This is a genomic window from Enterobacter sp. LM3 (assembly GCF_046622475.1).
Lineage (GTDB): Bacteria > Pseudomonadota > Gammaproteobacteria > Enterobacterales > Enterobacteriaceae > Enterobacter > Enterobacter cloacae_P.
Map to the genome: position 1 here is coordinate 48,928 of NZ_JBJURN010000017.1, position 23,554 is coordinate 72,481.

The window sequence follows — 23,554 nt, forward strand, 5'->3', positions numbered from 1 at the left end:
GCGACTAAATTCTATTTGGTATTTATTTAATAACCATCTTGCAAGATCCCATTGAGCTGCCCATGACGACAGCGCAGTAAAAGATGATGCTTTTAATACAGCAAGGAAATGAATAATGAGTGATTTTCTGCCTTTTTCGCGACCGTCGATGGGCGCTGAGGAAATTGCGGCGCTTCAGGACGTTTTGATGTCAGGCTGGATCACCACTGGGCCGAAAAATCAGGAGCTTGAAGAGGCATTCTGTCAACTTACGGGAAATCATCATGCGATTGCCGTCAGCTCTGCAACCGCGGGGATGCATGTCACGCTGATGGCGATGGGCATTGGCCCTGGCGATGAAGTGATCACGCCATCCCTGACCTGGGTGTCGACGCTGAATATGATCGTTCTGCTGGGCGCAACGCCAGTGATGATCGATGTAGACAGAGATACGCTGATGGTCACTCCGGAAGCCGTCGAAGCTGCCATCACACCGCGTACCAAAGCGATTATACCTGTTCATTATGCAGGGGCTCCGTGTGATATCGACGCCATCCGTGCTATCGGTGAACGTCATGGTATTCCCGTCATTGAAGATGCAGCGCATGCAGCGGGAACGTACTACAAAGACCACCATGTGGGCTGGCAAGGCACCGCGATTTTCTCTTTCCACGCCATTAAAAATATGACCTGCGCCGAAGGCGGGTTAGTGGTGACGGATGATGCGCAACTGGCGCAGCGGATCCGCAGCCTGAAATTCCACGGACTGGGTGTGGATGCCTATGACCGCCAGACGCACGGTCGTGCGCCGCAGGCAGAGGTTATCTCCCCTGGCTTCAAATACAACCTGGCGGACATTAACGCTGCTCTGGCACTGGTGCAGTTAGGCAAACTGAAGAATGCCAACAAACGTCGTCAGGAAATTGCCGAACGCTACCTGCTGGAACTTGCAGATACGCCGTTCCAGCCACTGAGTATCCCGGCCTGGCCACATGTACACGCCTGGCATCTTTTTATCATTCGTGTTGATGAAGCCCGGTGTGGGATCTCACGCGATAACCTGATGGCTGCGCTGAAAGAGAAAGGCATTGGTACTGGCCTGCATTTCCGCGCCGCCCACACGCAAAAATACTACCGCGAGCGTTTTCCGGATGTATCGCTCCCGAACTCTGAATGGAATAGCGCGCGTATTTGTTCTCTCCCTCTTTTCCCGGATATGACTCATGACGACACCACCCGTGTCATTACCGCACTCCATCAGCTCGCAGGAAATTGATATGTTCAGTACACCGCCGGTACAAAAAGTTTCCGTGGTGATCCCGGTTTATAACGAGCAGGAGAGCCTGCCCGAACTGATCCGCCGCACGACGGCCGCCTGTGACACGATGGGCAAAGCTTACGAAATTCTGCTGGTGGATGACGGCAGTAGCGACAATTCCGCGCTGATGCTGACCGAAGCCGCACAGGTTGAAGGTAGCCACATTGTGGCCGTACTGCTTAACCGTAACTACGGCCAGCACTCGGCGATTATGGCCGGGTTCAGCCACGTGACGGGCGATCTGATCATCACCCTGGATGCCGATCTGCAAAACCCACCGGAAGAGATCCCGCGCCTGGTCGCCAAAGCCGACGAAGGCTATGACGTGGTGGGCACGGTGCGGCAAAACCGTCAGGACAGCCTGTTCCGCAAGCTGGCTTCACGCACTATCAACCGTCTGATCCAGCGCACCACCGGTAAAGCGATGGGGGATTACGGCTGCATGCTGCGTGCCTATCGTCGCCACATTGTGGATGCCATGCTGCACTGCCACGAACGCAGTACGTTTATCCCTATTCTGGCGAATACCTTTGCCCGTAAAGCGACGGAAATCCCGGTGCTGCATGCCGAGCGTGAGCATGGGGAGTCAAAGTACAGCTTTATGCGCCTCATCAACCTGATGTATGACCTGATCACCTGCCTGACCACGACGCCGCTGCGTCTGCTGAGCGTTTTCGGCAGCATCATCGCAGTGGCCGGGTTTGCGATTTCCGTTCTGTTGGTCGCCTTGCGACTGATCTTTGGCCCACAGTGGGCGGCGGAAGGGGTCTTTATGCTGTTTGCCGTTCTGTTCATGTTCATCGGTGCCCAGTTTGTTGGTATGGGCTTACTCGGTGAATACATCGGCCGTATCTATAACGATGTTCGCGCACGTCCGCGCTACTTTATTCAACGTGTTGTCCGTCAGGAACACAAAGCGTCTCAAGAGGAAATTCACCCATGAAAGCTGTTGTATTTGCCTATCACGATATGGGGTGCACGGGCACACTGGCCCTGCTGGAAGCGGGCTATGATATTGCTGCAATCTTTACCCATCCGGACGTTGCGGGAGAAAACAATTTCTTCGGTTCCGTGGCACGCATTGCTGCAGAGCGCGGCATTCCGGTTTACGCCCCGGACGATGTGAACCACCCGCTGTGGGTTGACCGCATTCAGAAGCTTTCTCCTGATGTGATCTTCTCTTTCTACTACCGCAATCTGATCTGCGACGACATCTTAAACGTGGCTGCCAAAGGTGCGTTTAACCTCCACGGCTCTCTGCTGCCAGCTTACCGTGGCCGCGCACCACTGAACTGGGTGCTGGTTAACGGTGAAACCGAAACCGGTGTAACCCTGCACCGCATGGTGCATCGTGCCGATGCGGGCGCTATCGTGGCGCAGCATAAAGTGGCTATCGATGCCGATGAAACGGCGCTGCAACTTCATCACAAACTCTGCGCGACGGCGCAAACCTTGCTACGCGATGCGCTGCCAGCCATTCAGAATGGCTCTTTCAGCGAAACCGCCCAGGATGAGAGCAAAGCAAGCTGCTTTGGCCGCCGTAAGCCAGAAGATGGTCGTCTGGACTGGAACAAACCTGCTCGCCAGCTGCACAACCTGGTGCGTGCCGTTACCGATCCGTGGCCAGGCGCATACAGCTTTGCCGGGGTTAGCAAGTTTATCGTCTGGAAATCCCGCGTGCGTGACGACATTCCAGCGGCAAAACCGGGTACGGTTGTCTCTGTTTCTCCACTGGTTGTGAGCTGTGGCGAACAGGCGCTGGAGATCGTTACCGGACAAACCGACAACGGTCTGTACGTTCAGGGCACACAGCTGGCACAGTCTCTGGGTCTGGTCACCGGGGCACTGATCACCAGCGCACCGGTTGTTGCCATCAAACGCCGCACACGCGTGCTGATCCTCGGTGTGAACGGCTTTATCGGTAACCACCTGACTGAGCGTCTGCTGAAGGACGATAACTACGAAATCTATGGCCTGGATATCGGCTCTGATGCCATCAGCCGCTTCCTGGACAACCCGCGCTTCCACTTCGTTGAAGGGGATATCAGCATCCATTCCGAATGGATTGAATATCACATTAAAAAATGTGACGTGGTGCTGCCGCTGGTTGCCATTGCCACACCAATTGAATATACCCGTAACCCGCTGCGCGTGTTCGAGCTGGACTTCGAAGAGAACCTGAAGATTATCCGCGACTGCGTGAAATACGATAAGCGCATCATCTTCCCGTCCACCTCTGAAGTGTACGGCATGTGTACCGACAAAAACTTCGACGAAGACACCTCTAACCTGGTGGTCGGGCCGATCAACAAACAGCGCTGGATTTACTCCGTCTCCAAACAGCTGCTGGATCGCGTGATTTGGGCATATGGCGAGAAAGAAGGCCTGCGCTTTACTCTGTTCCGTCCGTTTAACTGGATGGGTCCACGTCTGGATAACCTGAACGCAGCGCGTATCGGCAGCTCCCGTGCGATCACCCAGCTGATCCTGAACCTGGTGGAAGGTTCCCCGATCAAGCTTATCGAAGGCGGCAAACAAAAACGCTGCTTTACCGATATCAGCGACGGTATTGAAGCGCTGTTCCGCATCATCGAAAACAAAGATGGTCGTTGCAACGGTGAAATCATCAACATCGGTAACCCGGATAACGAAGCGAGCATTCGTGAACTGGCTGAGATGCTGCTGGCAAGCTTTGAACGCCACCCACTGCGCGATAAATTCCCACCGTTTGCGGGCTTCCGTGAAGTGGAAAGCAGCAGCTACTACGGTAAAGGCTATCAGGATGTTGAGCACCGTAAGCCAAGCATTCGCAATGCGAAGCGCTGCCTGAACTGGGCACCGGGCGTTAAGATGGAACAAACCATTGATGAAACGCTCGACTTCTTCCTGCGCACTGTGGAGCTGTCGGAACAGACATCATGAAGAAGGTCGGTTTACGCATTGATGTCGACACCTTCAGGGGTACGCGTGACGGCGTACCCAAACTTCTGGAGTTGCTGAGCAAACACGATGTGCGGGCCAGTATTTTCTTCAGCGTAGGGCCTGACAACATGGGACGCCATTTATGGCGTCTGATTAAACCGGCATTCCTGTTCAAAATGCTGCGCTCGCGCGCAGCATCCCTGTACGGCTGGGATATTTTACTGGCCGGAACCGCATGGCCTGGCAGGCGTATTGGCGCGGGTAATGAAGACATTATTCGCGAAGCAGCGCAGCGTCATGAGGTGGGTTTACATGCCTGGGATCACCATGCCTGGCAAGCCTGGGCTGGTGTCTGGGACATTTCGCGCCTGACGCGTGAAGTCGAGCGCGGCGTGATGGAGCTGGAAGCCATTATCTGCCAGCCTGTGCGTTGTTCCGCCGTCGCGGGATGGCGTGCGGATCAGCGCGTGGTGAAAGCCAAAGAACCCTTCGCGTTTCGCTACAATAGCGATTGTCGCGGTACTGGCCCGTTTTTACCGCAGTTAGGGGAAAACAAGGTGGGTACTGTGCAAATCCCGGTCACGCTTCCCACCTGGGATGAAGTGGTTGGGCGCGAGGTGAGCGCCGAGGGGTTTAACCGCTATATTCTGGACTGCATTCATCGCGACAACGGTACGCCGGTCTATACGATCCACGCTGAAGTGGAAGGGATCGCGTATCAGCATGATTTCGATGCACTGTTGACGATGGCCGCTCAGGAGGGCATTCAGTTCTGCCCGTTGAGCGAAATGCTGCCAGACGATCTCAGCACGTTGCCTGGTGGCAAAATTGTGCGTAATGAAATGGCTGGCCGGGAAGGCTGGCTTGGCTATCAACAAACCGTGAGTCCGGTACCATGAAAGCAGCCCGTTATGGCTTAGCGCTTCTCGCACTGTTTATCGTTTACTACCTCATTCCGGTCGATATCCGCCTGTTATGGCAACCTGATGAAACACGTTATGCGGAAATCAGCCGCGAAATGTTGGCATCAGGAGACTGGGTTGTACCGCATTTTCTGGGTCTGCGTTATTTTGAAAAGCCTATTGCCGGCTACTGGATTAACAGTATCGGGCAACTGCTGTTTGGTCACACTAACTTTGCCGTGCGCGCGGGCGTCATATTCTCGACCGGGTTAACGGTATTGCTGGTGATCTGGATGGCCTGGTATCTCTGGCGGGATAAGCGCGTTGCGCTTTTCTCCGGTCTTATCTTCTTAACCCTGTTCCTGGTGTATGGCATCGGCACGTATGCGGTGCTGGATCCCATCATTACCTTGTGGCTGGTGGCGGCGATGTGCAGCTTCTGGCTGGCTTCGCAGGCAAAAACGGTTACCGGAAAAGCGGGCGGCTACGTGCTGCTGGGACTTGCCTGCGGCATGGGGGTCATGACCAAAGGCTTCCTGGCGCTGGCGGTACCGGTGATTGGCGTGTTGCCGTGGGTGATTGCCCAGAAGCGCTGGAAAGAGGTGCTGATTTTTGGTGGGCTGGCGATCCTGAGCTGCGTGCTAATCGTCCTCCCCTGGGGGCTGGCGATTGCCCATCGTGAGCCTGATTTCTGGCGTTACTTCTTCTGGGTTGAGCATATTCAGCGTTTTGCCCAGAGTGATGCGCAGCACAAAGCGCCATTCTGGTATTACCTGCCATTCCTGATTGCAGGAAGCCTGCCGTGGCTGGCACTGCTGCCTGGCGCACTGCGTCTGGGCTGGAGTGAAAGACAGCTGAATGCAGGCGGTGGGCTTTATCTGCTCGGATGGGTGGTGATGCCGCTGCTGTTCTTCAGCATTGCCAAAGGCAAACTGCCAACCTATATCCTGCCGTGCTTTGCCCCGCTGGCGATCCTGATGGCGCGCTATGCCTGCATCGCGGCGGAAAAAGGGGCCAAAGCGTTACGCATTAACGGTGGCATCAACCTCGCGTTTGGCGTCATCGGCGTGCTGGCGGCGCTGGTGGTTTCTCCGTGGGGATTGTCGAAGCACCCGGTCTGGACGTCTGTCGAGCTGTATAAGGTCTTCTGTGCGGTGGTGGCTTTCCTCATCTGGGCTGTCGTGGGCTGGTTTACCCTCAGACAGAGCCAACAGCGCTGGTGGCTGGCGGCGCTGTGTCCTGCCGGTATTGCATTGCTGATTGGCTTTGCCATCCCTAACCTGGTGGTCGATTCAAAGCAGCCGCAGTCGCTGGTGGATACCGTGCGTGACCCGCTTCAGGACAGCACCTTCGTCCTGGCCAACAACGTCGGGGTGGCTTCCGGACTGGCGTGGGAGCTGAAGCGTAATGACATCATTCTGTTTGGTCAGAGTGGCGAACTGCGATACGGCCTGGACTTCCCGGATGTGAAAGATCGTTTTGTGGGTCGTGAGGATTTCGCACAATGGCTGGCGGAGCATCGCCAGAAGGGGAAAATCTCGCTGGTGATCCTGATGTCGAAAAATGACGACCTCAAGCGGGTTAACCTGCCAAAACCGGACAGTCTGTACATTCAGGGCCGTCTGGCCTACCTGCAGTATCTGCCACAGTGATGACCTGGTTCTGGCTGATACTGGCAAGCCTGTTAAGCTGCGCAGGACAACTTTGCCAGAAACAAGCAACCCGTCCGGCGAAAGCCGGACGGCGTGGCCTGCATATCATGCTGTGGATTGGGCTGGCTCTGCTGGCGCTGGGCACGGGTATGCTGGTCTGGTTGGTGGTGTTGCAGCGTCTTCCTGTCGGGATTGCCTACCCCATGCTGAGCCTTAATTTTGTCTGGGTAACGCTGGCGGCGAAGGTATTCTGGCATGAAAAGGTGGCTATGAATCACTGGCTGGGCGTCGGGTTCATTATTGTCGGGATTGTTTTACTGGGAGGAAGCCTGTGAAAGGTGCGTTCTGGGCCTTATGCAGCGTGGTGTTAGTCAGTGCGGCGCAGCTTTTACTGCGTCATGCCATGCTGGCGCTGCCGCCTGTCAGTGATATTTTCGCGTTTATCTCTGCCCTCTGGCATTTCTCATCTGGTACGGGCGCGCTGATGCTGGGGCTGATGGGTTATGTGGCGTCGATGGGCTGCTGGTATCTGGCCCTGCATCGCATGGCGCTCAGCAAAGCGTATGCCCTGCTGAGCCTCAGCTATATTCTGGTGTGGGGAGCGGCAATCTTACTGCCCGGCAGGGAGGAACAATTCTCCTGGCAAGGTCTGATGGGCGTCGGATTTATTATTCTGGGTGTGCTGGTGATTTTTATGCCTCAGACATGCCGTGGTGAAAAATAGACCCGGCAGTAAGGGTATAAGGGGTCGCCGTGCAGACGGCAAGGCTCAACGAACCAAACTGTAACTGACTGACCGAATGTGCCTGAGAGGTGCTGTCGATACTGACAATCTGCCAGGCACTGCCACCTCGCTGTTTCACAATCGCCTCTTTACGCGTCCAGATCCCCCAGAAAGCAGAGAGCTTAGCCTCCGGATCCTCGCGCTCCAGTTCTGCATGTTCCGCCACACTGAAGACGGCATTCGCCAGCGCCTGCCAGTTTTCACGCGGGCGTATCACTTCAATATCGCAGCCCACTTCACCTTCATCGCTCAGCAGCAACGCAATATCGTCACCACTATGGCTCAAATTAAACCAGAGCGGGTGTGCGTCCACGAAGGCCGGTTTCCCCTGCTCACCGTAGACGATTTCGGGTAGTGGGGAAGGGGATAATGTTCTGGCGAGCAGCGTCCTGCCCGCCAGCCAGGAGGCATTTCGCGCACCCTGAGGTGCCATGTCTGCGAGCGTTGACGCCAGCGGGTCCGCGCAAAGGGTGGAGATTTTTCCCAGTACAAACTGGTACATAGTTACGCCCAGCGTTTGATGATTATCGAGGTATTGATTCCGCCGAATGCGAAGTTATTGCTTTGCAGATACTCGCAATCAATCTGACGGGCTTCCCCCATAATATAATCTAAAGCGCCACATTGCTCATCTGGTTGTCTTAAATTGAGTGTCGGGATAAACCAGCCTTCACGCATCATCTGCAGGCTTAGCCAGGCTTCCATTGCCCCACAGGCCCCCAGCGTGTGGCCAAAATAGCTCTTCAGCGATGAGATAGGTACGTTGTCGCCGTAAATCGCGGCGGTGGCCAGACTCTCGGCGATGTCACCGCGATCGGTCGCGGTACCGTGGGCAGAAATGTACCCCATGTCCAGCGCGCTTAAACCGGCCATCGCCAGTGATTGCTCCATGCAAATCTGCATTGTTTCGCGCTGTGGCTGGGTGATATGGGCCGCATCGCAGTTAGTGGCGAAGCCCACAATCTCGCCATAAATAGTGGCACCGCGCGCTTTGGCGTGCTCCAGCTCTTCCAGAACGAGGGTACTTGCGCCTTCGCCAATCACCAGGCCATCGCGCTGAGTATCAAATGGTGACGGCGTGGTTTTAGGCGTATCGTTGCGCTGGCTGGTGGCAAACAGGGTATCGAAAACCGCCGCTTCAGAAGGGCAAAGTTCTTCCGCTCCGCCGGCGACCATGACGGTTTGATAACCATGACGAATCGCTTCCCAGGCGTAGCCAATCGCCTGACTGCCGGACGTACAGGCGCTTGATGTCGGGATAACACGACCACGCAGGCCAAAGAACAGGCCCGTGTTCACGGCGGTGGTGTGTGGCATCATCTGCACGTAGGTGGTGCCGGTGATGTTATTGGTGTGCTTTTCGGTGAGCATGGTCGCAAACTCGCTGACCGGCCCGGTACTGCCAGTGGAAGAACCATAGGCGATACCGGTTTGGCCGTTAGTGAGCACGGCTTCGCCAATCAAGCCCGCTTGTTCCAGAGCTAACTCAGTGGCGCGGGTCGACATCAACGACACGCGACCCATGGCACGGATACGCTTGCGGGTATAGTGTTCCGGTAGGGTAAAATCATCAATCGGCGCGCCCAGTAGGGTGTGCAGGCCATCATAAATCTGCCACTCTGGCATGGTGCGTACCGCATTTTCATACGCCAGCAGTCTGCTGGAAACGGATTGCCAGTTTTCGCCAAAGGCAGTGACCCCACCCATCCCTGTAATCACCACGCGACGCGTCATAGCATTCCTCCGTTAATGGAAATGACCTGGCGGGTGACGTAGCCCGCAATATCTGACATCAGATAACTGGCCAGCCCTGCGACTTCCTCGGCCTGGCCCATACGTTTCATTGGGATGATGGACATCGCTTCTTTTAGTGCGGCTTCTTCCATCTCGATCATCCCGGTATTGATTAGCCCGGGCGCAATGCAGTTCACCGTGATTTTTCGCTTCGCCAGCTCAATTGCCAGTGCTTTGGTGGCTCCGATGATGCCCGCTTTTGCCGCGCTGTAGTTCACCTGGCCACGGTTGCCCATTACGCCGGACACCGACGATAAGGTGATAATACGCCCCCCCTGACGGGTGCCGATCATCGGCATAATGCAAGGGTGAATGACATTATAAAAACTGTCGAGGTTAGTGTGGATCACGCTATCCCAGTCGTCTTCGCTGAGCGCTGGAAACGCGCCGTCACGTGTGATCCCGGCGTTACTGACCACGCCATACCATGCCCCGTGGGTGTCGATGTTCTGCTCAATCACCTCACGACATTGCTCGCGGTTACCCACATCGAAGGAGAGTAAACGACCCTTGCCGCCAGCCAGGGTGATGGCATCCAGTGTCTCCTGCGCGCCTGTGGCGTCACGATGGTAATGCACACCTACGGTGAACCCGTCAGCGGCAAGCTGGCGGGCGATGGCACGACCAATGCCTTTGCTGGCCCCGGTGACCAGTACGGAACGACTCATGCGTTTAATCCCTGATTAAAAAGCGATGTTAATTCTTCTGCACTCGGCTGGAAAGTGTTTACGCGGCCGGTGGCCAGTACCTTATCACCGGCAGTAATGGCGCATTCGAAACTGCCGAAACGCTCGTCCTGCATCAGCAGTTTGACGGTGATCTCCAGCGTCGCCCCCGCAGTAAAATAACCGCTGGCGCACACCAGCTCGCGCGCACCGAGCACCATACCCAGAGCAATATGATCCTGTCCTTGCTGCTGACGATGCCAGCCAGACCAAACGCCAACGGTCTGCGCCATGAGTTCGAGCGCATACCAGCCCGGCAGGTCACCCTCCGCATTCAGAAACGGTGCCAGTACGCTTTGCCTGTTGACCGCTACGCGGCACACGGCGGTGTCGTCAGTGACACGTTCAACGGACTCCAGCAACAGCATCGGCGCATCGTGTGGCAGATAGGTAACAGGTGGTAAGTAGCTCATGACACTCTCCCCAGCAGGATGCTGGCGTTGTTACCGCCAAATGCGAATGAGTTAGACAAAATGACCGGTTTTTTCAGGGCGATGCTCCTGTGCAACACTCCGCACGGTGGCAGCGTGTCGTCCGGCGCATAGCGGGTGAAATCCTGTGGCGGTAACGGCAGATTGTGCGTCAGGATAAGCCAGCTCAGCGCTGCTTCTGTGATACCGGCAGCCCCCAGCGTGTGGCCGGTAAGATGTTTGGTGGAACTGCAGGGCACGTTTTCCCCAAAGAGATCGTGTACCACCTGCGATTCAATTTGGTCGTTGAGTGGCGTGGCGGTGCCATGCAGGTTGATATAGCCGATATCACCAGCGTGTAGGCCCGCTTCGTTCAGCGCCTGGGTAATGGCGTGAATGGCTCCCTGGCCTTGCGGGTGCGGGGCGGAAATATGGTAAGCATCGCTTGATTCCCCTGTCCCCAGCAGTGCCACTTCCGCAGGCTCTCGGGTCAGCACCATTAACGCTGCGGCTTCACCAATGGTGATACCCCGACGGTCGCGGCCAAATGGCTCGCAGAGCGTAGGGGAAAGTGATTCGAGGCTGTTAAAACCGTTCACTGGCATTCGGCTAAGCGTGTCTGCGCCGCCAACAATGGCGATATCAACCAGTCCGGCGTCGATCAGGCGACGACCGCTGATGATCGCCCGGGCGCTGGAAGAGCAGGCTGTCGAGATGGTATATGCCGGGCCTTCCAGCTGCAGCCAGTTGGCCAGGAAGCGGGACGGATCGCCCAGCTCCTGTTGTGGATACTGCCATTGGCTGCTGGCTTCACCGTTGAGGCTGCGACGCACATGCACATCACCTTCATCCAGCCCGGAGGTACTGGTGCCAAGCACAACCGCCACGCGGTCACGGCCAACGCGGTTGATAGCCTCATCAACGGTGGACTGAATTTGCGCCAGTGCGGCCAGTAATAACTGGTTATTGCGGGTACGGTGTGCGGACAAGGCTTCCGGGATGGGCGGCAGTTCACCTTCCACGCCACCCAGGACGGCCTCGGGTTGATCCTGCAGCCAGCCCGTTCGGCAGTGCATACCCGGAGCGATGCCCGCCGTCAGGTTAGCGGCAATCTCATCCAGCGAGTTGCCCAGCGCGTTGACCATGCCAACAGCGGAAATGTAGATCATCTCAGTCACCCAGATATTGAATGGTGATGTGGTATTTAAAAACGTGTTGCTCGATGCTGATCGGCTCGCGTTTGCCTTTACGTTGCAGGTAGACAATCTCGGTGATTAGCTTGCCGCTGGTATTACGCAACTCGCGCCGATCGCCATGATCTTTCAGCGTCCAGCCCTTCGGTAACTGTGGCTGCCAGGCGCTGAGCGGCCAGTGGCTGAGCATGACATCGGCCAGCACCTGGCTGGCCGGAGGCAATTGCGGCACGACGATCGACTGTTCGGTGTGGATACCGGTTTCATCATACGTCGCCAGGAACAGACGAATACCGACAGAAGAAAGCCCGGCAAGCGTCACTTTGTGCGCATCTGCGTTGAGCATCACCAGCAAAGACTGCGTTTGCCCGTTAAAGCTGCCTGTCAGCAACTGTTGCGAACTGACCGCGGGGGTAATGCCCGGCGGTGGCAGCGTCACTTTGGTGCCCGGCTGGAGCCAGGCCTGCGGACGCGATCCTTCAGTATTGGTCGAATGGCTACAGCCCGCCAGCAGCAGCGTCGCAGCCAGCGCGGCGGCGCGGTAAAAAGCGTTCATTTGCGTTTTCTCTCTTTCTTAACAGGCATCGCCAGCGGGGCCAGCAGGAAGGCGGTAAAAATGCCGCTCACCAGCACGATACCAAAGCTGCCGATGGCCTGCGTGGCGCTGAACACCAGCATGCCCAGCGTCAACAAGGTGGTCATCATCGCCAGGGTAATGGCCAGCATCGACGTCAGGGGCGTACCGCGCGGGTTGCTGAAAAACAGCGTGTAGTTGATGCCAATACCGAGCACCAGTACCAGCGCCAGTAGCGAAAACAGATTGACCGTATGGCCCGTCACGGCCAGGGCAGCCAGCCCACAGCTGAGCGACAGTACGGAAGGCACCAGACTGATAAGCCCTTTGCGCCAGCCGAGACGGACCATCGCCCCGCAGGCAATCACTGCCAGCGCCACAAACAGTAATCCTGTTAGTAGCGTGCGATAGAGGGCAAACAGGCTATCGAAACTGGCTTTGCGATCGACCCAGACGACACCCTCATGGCTGGCGGCCAGTTTACTGAGCGCAGCGCTGCTTTTCGCGCCGTCCACCGGGACCAGAACACCACTTTCACCGTCAGGCAGAGTCAGCCACAGCAGACGCCAGCCTTCGCTGGCCGGGCTTTTGAGCCATGCATCCACGCTGACAGGCATCGCGTCCAGATTAGGCGATACGGTAGTCAGCCCTGCGCTTTGCAGCACTTTTGTGACCGCCGGGGCGGCGTTTCGCAGCAGGGTGAGATCGCTGTTTTGCCGGGCCATCGAGTTCAGCGGCAGGGTGCGCCAGCGGGTAATTTCACCCGCTTTTTGTGCCTGAGCCAGCGCCGGAGTGAAGGCTTCCAGCCGCTCCAGCGTTTGCTGGGACGATGCGCCATACACCACAAACCATTTCTGATCGACGCTCTGTCCGGTCAGGGCGGTAATGGTTTTCTCCTGCGCCAGGATATCCTGCGGCAGCGCCTGCAACTGGGCGATATCGTCGTCCACTTTCAGGGTGGCGATCCCGGCAGCCGAAACCAGTGCCAGCAGGACAGGCAGACCCACGGAAAGCTTTTTATTGCGTCGCCAGGCCGCCAGCCAGCGTAACATCAACACCATCGCCGGAACCGGGCGCACCGGCAAACCCCGGCACAGCCACGGGTGCCAGAAAATAACCGTCAGGCAGGAGGCACTCAGGCCCACGGCGGCAAACACCGCCATCTGGCGGATCCCCGGGAAGGGGGCCAGCATCATGATCAGGTATGCTGCGACGGTTGTCAGTAGCGCCAGCAGCAGAGCGTTTCGCACCCTGGCCAGGCTTTGCCACGGTGAATGTTCTGCGCCGTGGACCATCCGTTCAGTCAGGTAGTAGAGCGTGTAATCTGCCGAAATGCCGATGATGCTCATGCTCATCACCAGCGTCATCAGATGCAGTTCGCCAAACAGCAGCAGCGTAACCACCGTACCCGCCAGCGCGCCGATAGCGATGGAGATCAAGCACAGCAGCAGCGGGCGCAGAGAGCGGAATACCGCCACAATCAACAGGATTACCCCCAGAATGGTGGCGATACCCAGCGTGGAGACATCCCGCTTCGCCTGCTGACTGGCGTAATCACTGTAGAACACGGTGCCGCGTGAAAGCAGCTGTGCCTGCGGGTAGTGCGCCTTCAGAGTCTTCTGCAGGGCGTTAAGGGTAGTGACCAGCTGGTGGGTTTGCTGCATATCGAAGGATGACCCCGACAGCTCGCCGTGCAGCAGATACCAATAGTTTCCGGCCTCATCCTGAGTGACCAGCCAACCGTCCATCAGCCGCAACTTCTGGCTGTTTTGCGCCAGCGCCAGCTGCGAGCCGCGCATCAGCATCAGCGGATCGTTTTGCAGCTCTTTGCCGCTTACGCCAGAAAAAGCGGAATAAAGCTGGGATAAAATCCACTGCGCCTGCGCTTCACCGCCGTTTTGCAGACGGGCGCGGGTGGCGGCGTCGATCAGGCCGTTGCGGTGCTGCCAGAAGAACTCACCCCAGGCTTTTTGCCCGTCGGCATCCATCGGGCCTTTTACGTCGTTGAGCGAACCGCTGCTTTGCAGTAGCGTCAGCCAGTACTTCGCCACGCGCGGATCGGGATCCTTACCGGGGCTGACCAGCCAGACCAGTTGACGATCGAGACGCTGCATAAACCCGTCGTTGAGCGCCGGCGGGATCGCCCCAAGCGCCTGTTTCGGCAACATGGCCAGCACGCTGCTGTTCAGGCGTGCGCCAGGCAGCAGCGACAGCAGCACGCCCAGCAGGATCAGGCATACCGTGGCCCACAGCAGCGCCGGGCGCAGGGATTTACGGTGCGGTAAAGCGTTGTCGTTCGTCATCGGTCAGGCTGGCGGGCGTCAGTTGGTGGCGGGAAAGGGCAATATCCGTGCGATCGCCCTGTTTGTCGTTCAGACGGATCGACTCCAGATAGGTTGCGCCGCCCAGGTCGAGGGTGGCGAAAATCTTGTCCAGCGGTGTGGTTGTTGGCGTTAACACCAGCGACCAGCGGCCTTCACCCAGGTCTTTAAAATCGATGCGGAAGTTCTCTTCCAGCACTTTACGGTCGGCCTGGAACAGCGCCCGCAGAAGGTGGTTGAACTGAAACATCTGCGGATTGTTTTCGGCAGTAATGGTCTGCGGCGGCTGGCCGTTGATCGTCTGCACCATCCGTTTGTCATCCAGCAGCAGCGTCATCGGGAAAGGGGCCTTTTGATCCCACAGCAGGCCGTCATCGCGGGCGATCATCATCTCGCCCTGCGAGCGCAGCGGCTGCGGCATATCCTTGATGGTACGCACTTGCTCGAAGTGGGCGCGCACAACGGGCTGCCCGATAAACCGCTGCTGCAGTTCATCCAGGGTTACGGCGCTGACCAGCGGGCTTAGCATCAGCATCAACAAAGGCAACCATTTCATGGCGTTACTCCCATACGTTCAAACAAGATAGCCGGGCTGACAAAACACATTTCGCGAGTGGCTTCTTCTACTGCCACCTGGATGGTGTAACCGGTGGTGGTGCGTTTACCGCTTTGCGCATCGAAAATTTGATAGGCGATACGCAGACGGTTTTCATACTCTTCAATATGCGCCCGCACGCGGATACGCTGCTCGAAGGTCACCGCATCACGGTATTTCACCCGGGTATCGACCACTGGCCAGACGTAGCCGGAGGCTTTCATCTGGCGGTAGCCATAATCAAACTGGTTGAGCAGCGCCTCGCGGGCGATCTCAAAGTAGCGGAAATAGTTGCCGTGCCAGACCACGCCCATCATATCGACGTCGTGGAACGGCACGGTGATCTCTACTTCCGTCGTAAAGCGGGGATCGGTCAGCACCCTTTACTCCTTCTCTTTGGCATCCGGCAGATGCCAGAAATCGAAAAAATTAAACCAGTCGAGCGGCGACATTAATGCGTAATGCTCAAGCCGCTGTGCATAGCGATCGACAGCCTGTTGTAGCGCCTGCTGACGCTCACCGCGTGGCAGCAGCAGCGGGTCGGCAAAGGGTTCGCAGTGGATGGTGAGTCGGTCCTGCTGGCACAGGGCATAAATCAACATCACCGGGCAGCGCAGAATGGAGGCCAGGATGAAGGGCCCCTGTGGGAACGGCGCGGGCTGACCCATAAACTGGCTCCAGATCACGCGCCAGTCACCGCCGCGTTGTGGAGTGACGGCAATGCGGTCACCCACAATCGCGACCCATTCACCGCGCTCCAGCTTCTCTTTGATAGCGATAGCCGTGTCCGGTCCGATGTCGATCACCGGCATCAAATTCACGCCAGCCTGGGGAGCCATCTCGGTCATTATCTGCTTAAAGCGTTGGGCGTTATCGCTGAATACCAGGGCATTGATGACTTTACTGCCTTCAAGCTGGGCCAGCGCCCGACAGGCTTCAACATCGCCAAGATGCGAGGCCAGCAGCAGTTTGCCCTGCGGCGCATCCATATTGAGCGCTTCGCGCGCGCCAGCGGCAAAAACCACGTCACGATTAAGCTTCAGCTCACCGCGCCAACTGGCAACTTTGTTCAGCATGGCATTGCCGAAGCGCATAAAGTGGAAAAAGCTGTTGAGGCGAGGCGGAACCGGCAGGTTTCGTTGCGCCAGCGTCGTTTTCACTCTCTTTATCCACTGCTGCGAGGCCTGCCTCGCCGGGTGGGCGGTAAGCCAGTACATGCCGATAACCGGCCACAGCAGCAGAGTAAATGCCCGTCGGCCAAACAACTGCCAGACGCGCAACATCAGGCGCATTCCCCACAGCCCTTTGACCTCATTCTGCCGCGCCCAGTGTCGGGCGCGACGACGCAGCAGCAGCGCGGGAATGCGCGGCAGCATGCCGAAGAACAGACGGGTATGCATCAGGGAGATCCGCACGTTATCTTTCAGCGCATCGAAATGGGATAAACCGTCGAGCGGGTAGGTAACGCGGGTCGGCAGAAAATAGCTGGTATTGCCCTGCCAGTAGAGCCGGACCATCACCTCGGTGTCAAAGTCCATCCGCTTGCCGAGCGGGGTGCGTGCCGCCAGCTGCAGCGTGGGTGACACCGGGTAGACCCGAAAGCCGCACATGCTGTCTTTGAGCTGCAGGGACAGGGTTTCAATCCATACCCAGACGTGCGTTATCCAGCGTCCGTAGAGGCGCGAACGTGGAATGGAGTCATCGTAAATGGGCTGACCGGAAATCAGCGCCTCCGGATGGCGTTCAGCCAGCGCCAGCAACCTGGGAATATCTTCAATTGCATGCTGGCCGTCGGCATCTACCTGAACGGCGTGGGTATATCCCGCGCGGGCAGACTCTTCCAGGCCTCTTATCACCGCTGCACCTTTGCCAGCGTTTTCCGCCAGACGTATCAGCGTGATCTGCGGTTGTTCTGCCGCCAGACGTTCCAGCTCCAGGCGCGTGCTCTCCTCGCTGCCGTCATCGACGACCAGGCAGGGCAGGCCAAACGGGGTCAGACGCGACAGCACATTTGCCATCATCGCGCCGTGGTTGTAACACGGGATCAGCACGCAGGGATGAAAGGTTACTGACATAGGCGAATTTTCCCGCTGCTGGCGGTATGGCGCTCGGCACCGGCATGGCGCTGATAGCTAAACGTCAGCATCTGGCGTTCGGCATTCCATTCAAGGGTCAGCGTTACGGTGGCCTCTGGCAGCAGAGGGGCCTGGAATTTCACATTTTGAATGCTGTGAAAACGGTAGCCCGGTGCCAGTAGCGTCGTGGCGTAGTGCATCACCCAGTCAAGCTGCGCCACACCCGGCAACAAAGGCTGCACAGCAAAATGACCCTGGAACCAGAACAGGGAAGGGTCAAGATGCAGGATGACTTCCAGTTTTTGCGGCTGTACCTGGTGGTGCTCAATTTCAGGAATCTTCATGAAATAACTCCTGTAGCTGCGCATAGACACGTTTATTCATACTGTTCACCGGTATTTCATCGATAATACGCCAGTAGCGGGGGATAGCGACGGGCTCAAGCCAGGGGCGCAGGGCACGACGCCAGGCAAATTCCTGCGCTTTTTTGCCCTGATGCTGCCAGCGCTGACGGGCATCATCATCAAGTACAAGCAGTACACCAATACCATGACGTCCCCCGCGTGCGACCGGTAAGGCAGCAGCTTCACAAATACCCTCCAGTTCCAGCAGACGACGTTCGACCTCGTTAAGTGAAATGCGTTTCTCTTCAATTTTAACGACCCGACCGCGACGCCCGACGATACTAAACAGCCCCTCTTTGTCGAAGTGCAGGATATCGTCAAGCTGTAGCCCTTCAGCCTCGTGAATGAGTGGTGATGTTACACGAGAGGTTTCACTTTCGTGATGGAACACGACGCCGGGGAATGATCGCCAGGGAACGCTGTCCTCCTGACGATGACGCCATGCGAGGATCCCGGTTTCAGTACTACCATAAATTTCATCCGGCCAGATATTCAGCCAGCCGTGGGTGGTGGATACATCACACCAGGGCAACATTCCACCCGCGGAGATCAGCATCCTGACGGGAGGTGCGGTGAGCGCGGTATCCAGTCTCTTCAGGAAAGCCGGGCTGCTGATAAAAAGGTAAGGCTTGTCGTGGGGGAGCGCTGCCAGTTGTTCTGCGTAATAGAGCATCGCGGCATGCAGCGGCAGGCCCATTGCCATTGGCAACACGATGCGAAACGTCAGGCCATACAGATGTTGTGGCACGACCGAGGCCACAACGCTGCAGCCTGTCAGGCACTGACCAAAACGGTCAGCCAGCAGACTGGCTTCACGATCCAGGCTGGCGATAGGTTTAATCACCCGGCGTGGGGTGCCCGTGGAGCCGGAGGTAAAGAGTTCGACAACGCGGGTGTCGTCAATTGTAGGCAGTGGTGCCCAGCTGTTTGCTGCCTGATGGGATGAGACCACCACAATCAGCTTCCCGTGGAAACTGAGCGTTTGATCGCTAAGGACACCGCTGAACAGCGACTGCTGTTCTTCAAGCAACGAGACGCGGCTATGACCAGGAATGACGGGCGTTTTACCCGCATGCAGTGATGCCAGCAATGCCACAATAAACAGGTAGCTGTTTTCAAAACATAGCGCCCAGCGCTCACCTTCCTGTTGACGTAATACCTGTACCAGTAATGTGACGTCGTGGCGCAACTGACCAAGCGTCCAGGTACGATCTTCAAGCCAGGCTACTGGCGTGTCATCAGGGCGTGGAGCATTTAACCACTGGTTCAGAGGAAGGGGTTTATTCATTGTGCTTCTATTTTTTTTATCACCCATTGACGTACCAGCCACTCTACCGCCATCAGCGTCCCCATCAGGATGTAGGCCACCATCCCGTTCCACAGCGTCCACAGATGCATGTCGCCGTGGATCACGGTAAACAGGGCCATCGCACCATTGCCGATGAAGAATCCGCACCATACTTTGGTCACCTTGCGGGTATAGCGCACACCGGTGGGTGGCAAATTCGGCTCACGCAGACGTGCCAGCCGTTCGACCAGCGGCATCGCTGTCCACAGCGAACCGCCGAACACGGCCAGCATCACGAGATTGACCACCACAGGATAGAGCAGCAGCCACTGGTGGGCTTTCAGCAGATAGCTTGCAGCGCAAAGCGCTATCCCTGCCAGCGCAACGCACTGCACCACATAACGCATTGGACCCGCGTTTTGCCGGGCCTGATGCAGGCGAAGCAGCAACAGCAGCACCATCAGCGGTAACAGCCAGTGCAGGCTGTTATGCGTTAGCCCAAATCCAATCAGGAAGGGCCATGCCAGCAGCATTAACCCCGTCAGCAGTGGGATTGCCGGAAACGTCCGTCCACCACGCACGGTGTCTTACTCTTCGTGCAGCAGCTGAGCGACGGCGTCTACCACATCCTGAACGGTACGGACCGATTTGAAGGTTTCCGGTTTGATTTTCTTACCCGTTTTCTTCTGCAGGTGAACAACCATGTCTACCGCATCGATGCTGTCCAGCTCCAGATCCTCATACAGGCGAGCCTCAGGGGTAATCTCCTGCGGGTCGATTTCAAACAGTTTGGCCAGAAGCCCGGAGACTTCCTGATAAATCGTTTCTTGTTCTGTCATAACGGATCACGTCTCAGGCGCGTTGGGTGTTGATAAAGGAAGCCAGCGTGGCGACGGAAAAGAAGTGCTGACGCATCTCTTCGCTTTCAGCAGAAAGCACCACGCCGTACTGGTTTTTCACGGCCAGGCCAAGTTCGAGAGCGTCGATGGAGTCGAGACCCAGACCATCGCCAAACAGCGCGGCATCGGTATCGATGTCCTCGGGGGTAAGCTCGTCCAGATTCAGCGTAGAGATGATGAGATTCTTAATTTCAAGATAAAGCGCTTGCATCATTAATTCCTGACAAAGATTGAAGGCCTGATGTTAATCGATGCTGCAGATGCCGGTTTAACTGCCTTGCCGCCAGTGCCGGTTCTTGTTGATTTGCATCGTAAAAATCGTTGATGTTCACGCGTTCGCGGACATCAACGGTGAAAACAGGTTTGTTTGCGGGTACGTCGTACCAGCGGCTTTTTTTATCCAGCAGATGTTCGCTGCAGTGGATCAGCACCACCCGCAGATCGCTGTTACAGCGCACAGCAATATTTGCCGCACCGCGCTGCAGGGAGATAGCCTCTCCGAATTGTGTTCGCGTACCTTCCGGGAAGATTAACAGCGTGTCGCCCTGTGCCAGGCGCTGCTGGCTGGCGTTGAGCAACGTCCCGGCTTCGCTATTAATCAGGTAATCCGCTGCACGAATGACACCACTGACAAAGGGATTGTGCAACAACGCACTTTTCACCAGACAGTCGGTTTCGGGCATGACGGACGCCAGGATCACGTAATCAATCAGCGTGGGATGGTTGGCAACCACCAGACAGCCGCGATCGTTACGCAGGGCATCAAGATTGTTAATGCGATAGTCCAGCACCCCTGTGCCACGGGCGATAGCTAAGAAGAAACGGAAGCTGGCGGCAATGCTGCGACGTGCCAGACGGCGGCGCTTGGCGCGGTCACGCTGGACAATCAGCAAAAGGTTGAACCACACCAGCGATAGCAGCAGTCCCCCCACGCCAAACAGCACGAAGCAGCAGCCGGTCATCATCAGACGCCATAACCAGTTGATACGGGCAGTCAGGCGGTTCATTCGCGTGTCCATTGCCACTGCAAACGTTCTCCAGAAACCACAAACTGCCGTTCATCGCTAAGGTAACGTTGCAGGAATATCAGGCTTTGCGGCAGTGCAGGTTCTTCACCCGTGCTGCCGCTGCGGGTTTCGCAGCTCAGTGCGCTACCGGCTTCAATAACCAGTGCCAGCGCGTACGGCCAGGTCGGCATCTGCAACGGGAGACCTGGATGGTAAAAGTCGGGGAGTGCGCCATCAAAATCGACCAGCAAAACACGGGAATAGCCAGCGTGGAGTAGACTCAGCACTTCACATAACGCCTGCTGGAAGGTGTCCAGACCGGCAGAAACAGAGGAAGAGACTATCGGTTGACGTGCAGAGATCGTGAGATTACCCACTGCCGAGTTGTGCACAGACATGGCGAAATCGGTCGGCGAGACGGACTGCCCAGTCGCCAGGGCATGCAGAATACGGTAGTTACGCTCCAGTTCGCCATGACGGCTGGAATAGACAACGGCATCGACGGCGTGATGGCGAAGTATCGCAAGACCAATATCTACCGCCAGTTTGCTACCTGAGTTGAGGCGGCGTGCTGTCATCATCGGCAGTTCGACCAGCTTAGCCAGCGGTGCTGCCGGGTCGATGGTAAGTTGCTGGCGTGACCACGCCTGCCACTCAGCGGCATCACTTAGGCCTGGCGCTCTTGCCTGCCAGTCAATAATGTTCAGTGAAAATTTCATTTACGCGCGTCCGCGGAAAAACCGTAATCAAATAGCTAGCCTGTCCAGGCAGTTACGCTGATCTATTGTTCAATTTTTTGACAAACCAATAAGGTATGGCCAACCCCAAGGTTGTCCAGCCGCTTCTCTATGCGGAAACCGGCCATCTCCAGGTAGTGAGAAAACTTCTCTACGCTGTAAAATCGACTATTGCCGTTCGCCATACAGGTGAAATAAAGCGAGGTGGCATTCAGACTGAAAGATGCAGCCTCAAATTTCTGGGCGTCCCAGAACAACTCCATAATGCATAGCTGAGCACCTGGCTTCATTGCCTGTGCAACGCGAGTCAACATGGCGACAATCTGCTCCGGAGAGAAACAGTCCAGAAACTGGCTCATCCACCAGACGTCAGCATCACCCGGCAATGTCGAGTGACTAAGCATATCGACAGTGTGGAACCCAATGCGATGAGATAAACCTGCTTTTGCAATGTTATCTTGCGCCAGCGCTATCTGCTGCGGCAGGTCAAGGATCGTTACGGCAACTTTGTCGTCATAACGGCAGCAGCGTAACGCCCATTTACCCGTATTTCCGCCCACATCGTACAATTTTGTTGGCGAGCTTGCGAATATATATGGCAGAGCGGCGTCAAAAGCCGCGTCAGAATAGTAATGATCAAAGGCAAACCAGCTCTCTTTTGCCTGCTCTGGTAATTGCGATAATGCCGGATAGATTGTCGGCCAGTTACCAAACACGGATAACCCGGCTGGTTTTTCTTTTTGTAGAGCGTCAGCCAGGTAAAATAAGCCCTGGTAACAAACGTCCTGGGTGAAATCCATATTTATACGGGTCATTGGATCGTGCAGTAAAAAATGTCCCACTTTTGCCAGATAATAACGCCCTTCTTTGCAGGTAACGATCCGTCCACTTAACCCCATATCCAACAGTACGCTGACTCCATAGGCATTCAGGGGGCAGTTTTCGGTAATTTCCTCAAGGCTGGCACCTTGTGTGCTTTGTTTATCGAGCCAGGCCAGTACACCCAGGTTACGCAGACAAAGCGCGGTTTGAAACAGCATCGGAGCAAAAGCGATACGTTGTGCTTCGGTAATGGCATCCAGCGCGCCGAGAGTGTCCTTTTCGTACATTATTCCGTAACCTTTCTGGGGCGAGAAAAACAGGTTATCGGGCCATTTACGGCCCGACTTGAGAAAAATATTACAGTGCTGCGCCTGCTGCGAGATTCAGCTGAATATCATGGTCGAGGTTATGAACCCAGCGGTTGTAGTTCTTGTGGATTTTACCGCCGGATGCTTTCAGGTTCAGGCTGCTTTCGTAGTTAATTGAATAACTTGTTGCAGAGTAAGGAATGCGCACTTCGGCAGAGTGGTCACGTGCCTGCAGACGACCCTTAATAACGCCCGGGCCTGCTTCAGTCATGATCCATTCGCGTTTTTGACCTGCTTTCAGAATCGCGGTTTTCACCTGCTCAGCAGTATGGCCTGCACTTACAATAGAGTGAACCTGATCGACTGGAGCGGTACGGGCACAGCCTGCCAGTGCACCGGCAATTGCAAAAGCAGCAAACCATTTAACGATCTTTTTCATCAACAACTCCGTATCAATAATAACAATTAAAGACAGTGTTTTTTACAAATTATATTTCCACTCAGCCTGTTATCGGCACTGAATATATTTTTTTTAGATATTAATGTTGGTATTTATTTAACGTGGAGGGGTATATATACCATGTGGGTCAGGGGTAATAATGGCGTGGCGAAAATTTGCGTTAAATAAGCGTTAACGTTTTTGTTATCTCTTGCGGAAAATATAATCTATGGGAAATATACATTAACGCAAATGAAAAAATGCACGTATTTACGGTGGCGGTAAGATGTCGCATATTATACAGGGATTAAACCTACATATATTAGTAGGTCAGTTATCCCGGTAAATGTGCTCTGCCACGGCTAAAAAAATGGCCCCCGGTTGCAAGCACCGGAGGCCACGTCAT

26 protein-coding genes are annotated in these 23,554 nt (G+C 56.0%); 7 read left to right on the top strand and 19 right to left on the bottom strand.

All coding sequences use genetic code 11. The annotated features are described in order from the left end of the window. Positions 1-115 precede the first annotated feature (115 nt). Genes arnB through arnF form a run of 7 tightly spaced genes read left to right on the top strand, consistent with a single transcriptional unit; the run spans position 116 to position 7,497 of the window. Positions 116-1,255, top strand: a complete 1,140-nt coding sequence (gene arnB / locus ACJ9N4_RS16730; protein ID WP_182272974.1) for a UDP-4-amino-4-deoxy-L-arabinose aminotransferase — start codon at positions 116-118, stop codon at positions 1,253-1,255. A 1-nt stretch (position 1,256) separates the two neighbouring features. Continuing rightward, entirely contained in the window at positions 1,257-2,240 is a 984-nt protein-coding gene (arnC, locus tag ACJ9N4_RS16735; protein WP_182274588.1) for an undecaprenyl-phosphate 4-deoxy-4-formamido-L-arabinose transferase, read from the top strand. Next, positions 2,237-4,219: a bifunctional UDP-4-amino-4-deoxy-L-arabinose formyltransferase/UDP-glucuronic acid oxidase ArnA gene (gene arnA, locus ACJ9N4_RS16740; RefSeq protein WP_182272973.1), complete on the top strand. Its 1,983-nt coding sequence runs from the start codon at positions 2,237-2,239 to the stop codon at positions 4,217-4,219. The genes arnC and arnA overlap by 4 nt, the downstream gene beginning before the upstream one ends. Next, positions 4,216-5,118 carry a 4-deoxy-4-formamido-L-arabinose-phosphoundecaprenol deformylase gene (arnD, locus tag ACJ9N4_RS16745; RefSeq protein WP_182272972.1) on the top strand — a complete coding sequence of 301 codons (903 nt, stop codon included), beginning with the start codon at positions 4,216-4,218 and terminating at the stop codon, positions 5,116-5,118. Before arnA ends, arnD begins: the two co-directional genes overlap by 4 nt. Next, complete coding sequence (gene arnT, locus ACJ9N4_RS16750; protein ID WP_182272971.1) at positions 5,115-6,773, top strand: lipid IV(A) 4-amino-4-deoxy-L-arabinosyltransferase; 1,659 nt, start codon at positions 5,115-5,117, stop codon at positions 6,771-6,773. Before arnD ends, arnT begins: the two co-directional genes overlap by 4 nt. Beyond that, a complete protein-coding gene (gene arnE, locus ACJ9N4_RS16755) occupies positions 6,773-7,108 on the top strand; it encodes a 4-amino-4-deoxy-L-arabinose-phosphoundecaprenol flippase subunit ArnE (protein ID WP_182272970.1) in 336 nt (111 codons plus the stop codon). The genes arnT and arnE overlap by 1 nt, the downstream gene beginning before the upstream one ends. Continuing rightward, complete coding sequence (gene arnF / locus ACJ9N4_RS16760; RefSeq protein ID WP_182272969.1) at positions 7,105-7,497, top strand: 4-amino-4-deoxy-L-arabinose-phosphoundecaprenol flippase subunit ArnF; 393 nt, start codon at positions 7,105-7,107, stop codon at positions 7,495-7,497. Before arnE ends, arnF begins: the two co-directional genes overlap by 4 nt. Here the strand turns inward: arnF and acpT are convergent. The 19 genes from acpT to ACJ9N4_RS16855 form a co-directional block, all read right to left on the bottom strand. Further along, entirely contained in the window at positions 7,466-8,059 is a 594-nt protein-coding gene (acpT, locus tag ACJ9N4_RS16765) for a 4'-phosphopantetheinyl transferase AcpT (RefSeq protein WP_182272968.1), read from the bottom strand. The two genes, arnF and acpT, sit on opposite strands and share 32 nt — an antisense overlap. A gap of 2 nt (positions 8,060-8,061) precedes the next feature. Continuing rightward, positions 8,062-9,291, bottom strand: a complete 1,230-nt coding sequence (locus ACJ9N4_RS16770) for a beta-ketoacyl-ACP synthase (protein ID WP_182272967.1) — start codon at positions 9,289-9,291, stop codon at positions 8,062-8,064. After that, positions 9,288-10,019 (bottom strand): 3-ketoacyl-ACP reductase FabG2, encoded by a 732-nt coding sequence (locus ACJ9N4_RS16775; RefSeq protein ID WP_182272966.1) that lies wholly within the window; start codon positions 10,017-10,019, stop codon positions 9,288-9,290. Before ACJ9N4_RS16775 ends, ACJ9N4_RS16770 begins: the two co-directional genes overlap by 4 nt. Further along, positions 10,016-10,489, bottom strand: a complete 474-nt coding sequence (locus tag ACJ9N4_RS16780) for a 3-hydroxy-fatty acyl-ACP dehydratase (protein WP_182272965.1) — start codon at positions 10,487-10,489, stop codon at positions 10,016-10,018. The genes ACJ9N4_RS16775 and ACJ9N4_RS16780 overlap by 4 nt, the downstream gene beginning before the upstream one ends. Next, positions 10,486-11,655, bottom strand: coding sequence for a beta-ketoacyl-[acyl-carrier-protein] synthase family protein (locus ACJ9N4_RS16785; protein ID WP_182919078.1), 1,170 nt, complete (start codon positions 11,653-11,655; stop codon positions 10,486-10,488). Before ACJ9N4_RS16785 ends, ACJ9N4_RS16780 begins: the two co-directional genes overlap by 4 nt. 1 nt (position 11,656) lies before the next feature. Then, positions 11,657-12,235, bottom strand: coding sequence for a DUF3261 domain-containing protein (locus tag ACJ9N4_RS16790; protein WP_182272963.1), 579 nt, complete (start codon positions 12,233-12,235; stop codon positions 11,657-11,659). Further along, positions 12,232-14,556 (bottom strand): MMPL family transporter, encoded by a 2,325-nt coding sequence (locus tag ACJ9N4_RS16795; protein ID WP_182919077.1) that lies wholly within the window; start codon positions 14,554-14,556, stop codon positions 12,232-12,234. Before ACJ9N4_RS16795 ends, ACJ9N4_RS16790 begins: the two co-directional genes overlap by 4 nt. Beyond that, entirely contained in the window at positions 14,525-15,130 is a 606-nt protein-coding gene (locus ACJ9N4_RS16800) for an outer membrane lipoprotein carrier protein LolA (protein ID WP_182272961.1), read from the bottom strand. The genes ACJ9N4_RS16795 and ACJ9N4_RS16800 overlap by 32 nt, the downstream gene beginning before the upstream one ends. Beyond that, positions 15,127-15,549, bottom strand: coding sequence for an acyl-CoA thioesterase (locus ACJ9N4_RS16805; RefSeq protein WP_182272960.1), 423 nt, complete (start codon positions 15,547-15,549; stop codon positions 15,127-15,129). Before ACJ9N4_RS16805 ends, ACJ9N4_RS16800 begins: the two co-directional genes overlap by 4 nt. 3 nt (positions 15,550-15,552) lie before the next feature. After that, on the bottom strand, positions 15,553-17,244 hold the full coding sequence (locus tag ACJ9N4_RS16810) for a glycosyltransferase family 2 protein (RefSeq protein WP_411500656.1): 1,692 nt from the start codon (positions 17,242-17,244) through the stop codon (positions 15,553-15,555). Then, positions 17,235-17,588 (bottom strand): hydroxymyristoyl-ACP dehydratase, encoded by a 354-nt coding sequence (locus ACJ9N4_RS16815; protein WP_182272958.1) that lies wholly within the window; start codon positions 17,586-17,588, stop codon positions 17,235-17,237. The genes ACJ9N4_RS16810 and ACJ9N4_RS16815 overlap by 10 nt, the downstream gene beginning before the upstream one ends. After that, on the bottom strand, positions 17,575-18,936 hold the full coding sequence (locus tag ACJ9N4_RS16820; protein ID WP_182919075.1) for an AMP-binding protein: 1,362 nt from the start codon (positions 18,934-18,936) through the stop codon (positions 17,575-17,577). Before ACJ9N4_RS16820 ends, ACJ9N4_RS16815 begins: the two co-directional genes overlap by 14 nt. Then, positions 18,933-19,469 (bottom strand): hypothetical protein, encoded by a 537-nt coding sequence (locus tag ACJ9N4_RS16825; RefSeq protein WP_395122199.1) that lies wholly within the window; start codon positions 19,467-19,469, stop codon positions 18,933-18,935. The genes ACJ9N4_RS16820 and ACJ9N4_RS16825 overlap by 4 nt, the downstream gene beginning before the upstream one ends. A 54-nt stretch (positions 19,470-19,523) precedes the next feature. After that, entirely contained in the window at positions 19,524-19,775 is a 252-nt protein-coding gene (locus tag ACJ9N4_RS16830; protein WP_182272956.1) for an acyl carrier protein, read from the bottom strand. Between the two features lie 13 nt (positions 19,776-19,788). Then, a complete protein-coding gene (locus tag ACJ9N4_RS16835; RefSeq protein WP_182274587.1) occupies positions 19,789-20,046 on the bottom strand; it encodes a phosphopantetheine-binding protein in 258 nt (85 codons plus the stop codon). After that, complete coding sequence (locus tag ACJ9N4_RS16840; RefSeq protein ID WP_182919074.1) at positions 20,027-20,842, bottom strand: lysophospholipid acyltransferase family protein; 816 nt, start codon at positions 20,840-20,842, stop codon at positions 20,027-20,029. Before ACJ9N4_RS16840 ends, ACJ9N4_RS16835 begins: the two co-directional genes overlap by 20 nt. Next, a complete protein-coding gene (locus ACJ9N4_RS16845) occupies positions 20,839-21,561 on the bottom strand; it encodes a beta-ketoacyl synthase chain length factor (RefSeq protein WP_182272954.1) in 723 nt (240 codons plus the stop codon). Before ACJ9N4_RS16845 ends, ACJ9N4_RS16840 begins: the two co-directional genes overlap by 4 nt. Positions 21,562-21,623: 62 nt before the next feature. Next, positions 21,624-22,688 carry a class I SAM-dependent methyltransferase gene (locus tag ACJ9N4_RS16850; protein ID WP_182272953.1) on the bottom strand — a complete coding sequence of 355 codons (1,065 nt, stop codon included), beginning with the start codon at positions 22,686-22,688 and terminating at the stop codon, positions 21,624-21,626. A gap of 70 nt (positions 22,689-22,758) precedes the next feature. Then, positions 22,759-23,148: a hypothetical protein gene (locus ACJ9N4_RS16855; protein WP_182272952.1), complete on the bottom strand. Its 390-nt coding sequence runs from the start codon at positions 23,146-23,148 to the stop codon at positions 22,759-22,761. Positions 23,149-23,554: the final 406 nt, after the last annotated feature.

What these genes read in the sequence shown, in the direction of transcription:
- arnB (WP_182272974.1), top strand. Translation starts at nt 116, where the DNA reads ATGAGTGATTTTCTGCCTTTTTCGCGACCGTCGATGGGCGCTGAGGAA.
- arnC (WP_182274588.1), top strand. Translation starts at nt 1,257, where the DNA reads ATGTTCAGTACACCGCCGGTACAAAAAGTTTCCGTGGTGATCCCGGTT.
- arnA (WP_182272973.1), top strand. Translation starts at nt 2,237, where the DNA reads ATGAAAGCTGTTGTATTTGCCTATCACGATATGGGGTGCACGGGCACA.
- arnD (WP_182272972.1), top strand. Translation starts at nt 4,216, where the DNA reads ATGAAGAAGGTCGGTTTACGCATTGATGTCGACACCTTCAGGGGTACG.
- arnT (WP_182272971.1), top strand. Translation starts at nt 5,115, where the DNA reads ATGAAAGCAGCCCGTTATGGCTTAGCGCTTCTCGCACTGTTTATCGTT.
- arnE (WP_182272970.1), top strand. Translation starts at nt 6,773, where the DNA reads ATGACCTGGTTCTGGCTGATACTGGCAAGCCTGTTAAGCTGCGCAGGA.
- acpT (WP_182272968.1), bottom strand. Translation starts at nt 8,059, where the DNA reads ATGTACCAGTTTGTACTGGGAAAAATCTCCACCCTTTGCGCGGACCCG.
- ACJ9N4_RS16770 (WP_182272967.1), bottom strand. Translation starts at nt 9,291, where the DNA reads ATGACGCGTCGCGTGGTGATTACAGGGATGGGTGGGGTCACTGCCTTT.
- ACJ9N4_RS16775 (WP_182272966.1), bottom strand. Translation starts at nt 10,019, where the DNA reads ATGAGTCGTTCCGTACTGGTCACCGGGGCCAGCAAAGGCATTGGTCGT.
- ACJ9N4_RS16780 (WP_182272965.1), bottom strand. Translation starts at nt 10,489, where the DNA reads ATGAGCTACTTACCACCTGTTACCTATCTGCCACACGATGCGCCGATG.
- ACJ9N4_RS16785 (WP_182919078.1), bottom strand. Translation starts at nt 11,655, where the DNA reads ATGATCTACATTTCCGCTGTTGGCATGGTCAACGCGCTGGGCAACTCG.
- ACJ9N4_RS16790 (WP_182272963.1), bottom strand. Translation starts at nt 12,235, where the DNA reads ATGAACGCTTTTTACCGCGCCGCCGCGCTGGCTGCGACGCTGCTGCTG.
- ACJ9N4_RS16795 (WP_182919077.1), bottom strand. Translation starts at nt 14,556, where the DNA reads ATGACGAACGACAACGCTTTACCGCACCGTAAATCCCTGCGCCCGGCG.
- ACJ9N4_RS16800 (WP_182272961.1), bottom strand. Translation starts at nt 15,130, where the DNA reads ATGAAATGGTTGCCTTTGTTGATGCTGATGCTAAGCCCGCTGGTCAGC.
- ACJ9N4_RS16810 (WP_411500656.1), bottom strand. Translation starts at nt 17,244, where the DNA reads ATGTCAGTAACCTTTCATCCCTGCGTGCTGATCCCGTGTTACAACCAC.
- ACJ9N4_RS16815 (WP_182272958.1), bottom strand. Translation starts at nt 17,588, where the DNA reads ATGAAGATTCCTGAAATTGAGCACCACCAGGTACAGCCGCAAAAACTG.
- ACJ9N4_RS16820 (WP_182919075.1), bottom strand. Translation starts at nt 18,936, where the DNA reads ATGAATAAACCCCTTCCTCTGAACCAGTGGTTAAATGCTCCACGCCCT.
- ACJ9N4_RS16825 (WP_395122199.1), bottom strand. Translation starts at nt 19,469, where the DNA reads ATGCTGCTGGCATGGCCCTTCCTGATTGGATTTGGGCTAACGCATAAC.
- ACJ9N4_RS16830 (WP_182272956.1), bottom strand. Translation starts at nt 19,775, where the DNA reads ATGACAGAACAAGAAACGATTTATCAGGAAGTCTCCGGGCTTCTGGCC.
- ACJ9N4_RS16835 (WP_182274587.1), bottom strand. Translation starts at nt 20,046, where the DNA reads ATGCAAGCGCTTTATCTTGAAATTAAGAATCTCATCATCTCTACGCTG.
- ACJ9N4_RS16840 (WP_182919074.1), bottom strand. Translation starts at nt 20,842, where the DNA reads ATGAACCGCCTGACTGCCCGTATCAACTGGTTATGGCGTCTGATGATG.
- ACJ9N4_RS16845 (WP_182272954.1), bottom strand. Translation starts at nt 21,561, where the DNA reads ATGAAATTTTCACTGAACATTATTGACTGGCAGGCAAGAGCGCCAGGC.
- ACJ9N4_RS16850 (WP_182272953.1), bottom strand. Translation starts at nt 22,688, where the DNA reads ATGTACGAAAAGGACACTCTCGGCGCGCTGGATGCCATTACCGAAGCA.
- ACJ9N4_RS16855 (WP_182272952.1), bottom strand. Translation starts at nt 23,148, where the DNA reads ATGAAAAAGATCGTTAAATGGTTTGCTGCTTTTGCAATTGCCGGTGCA.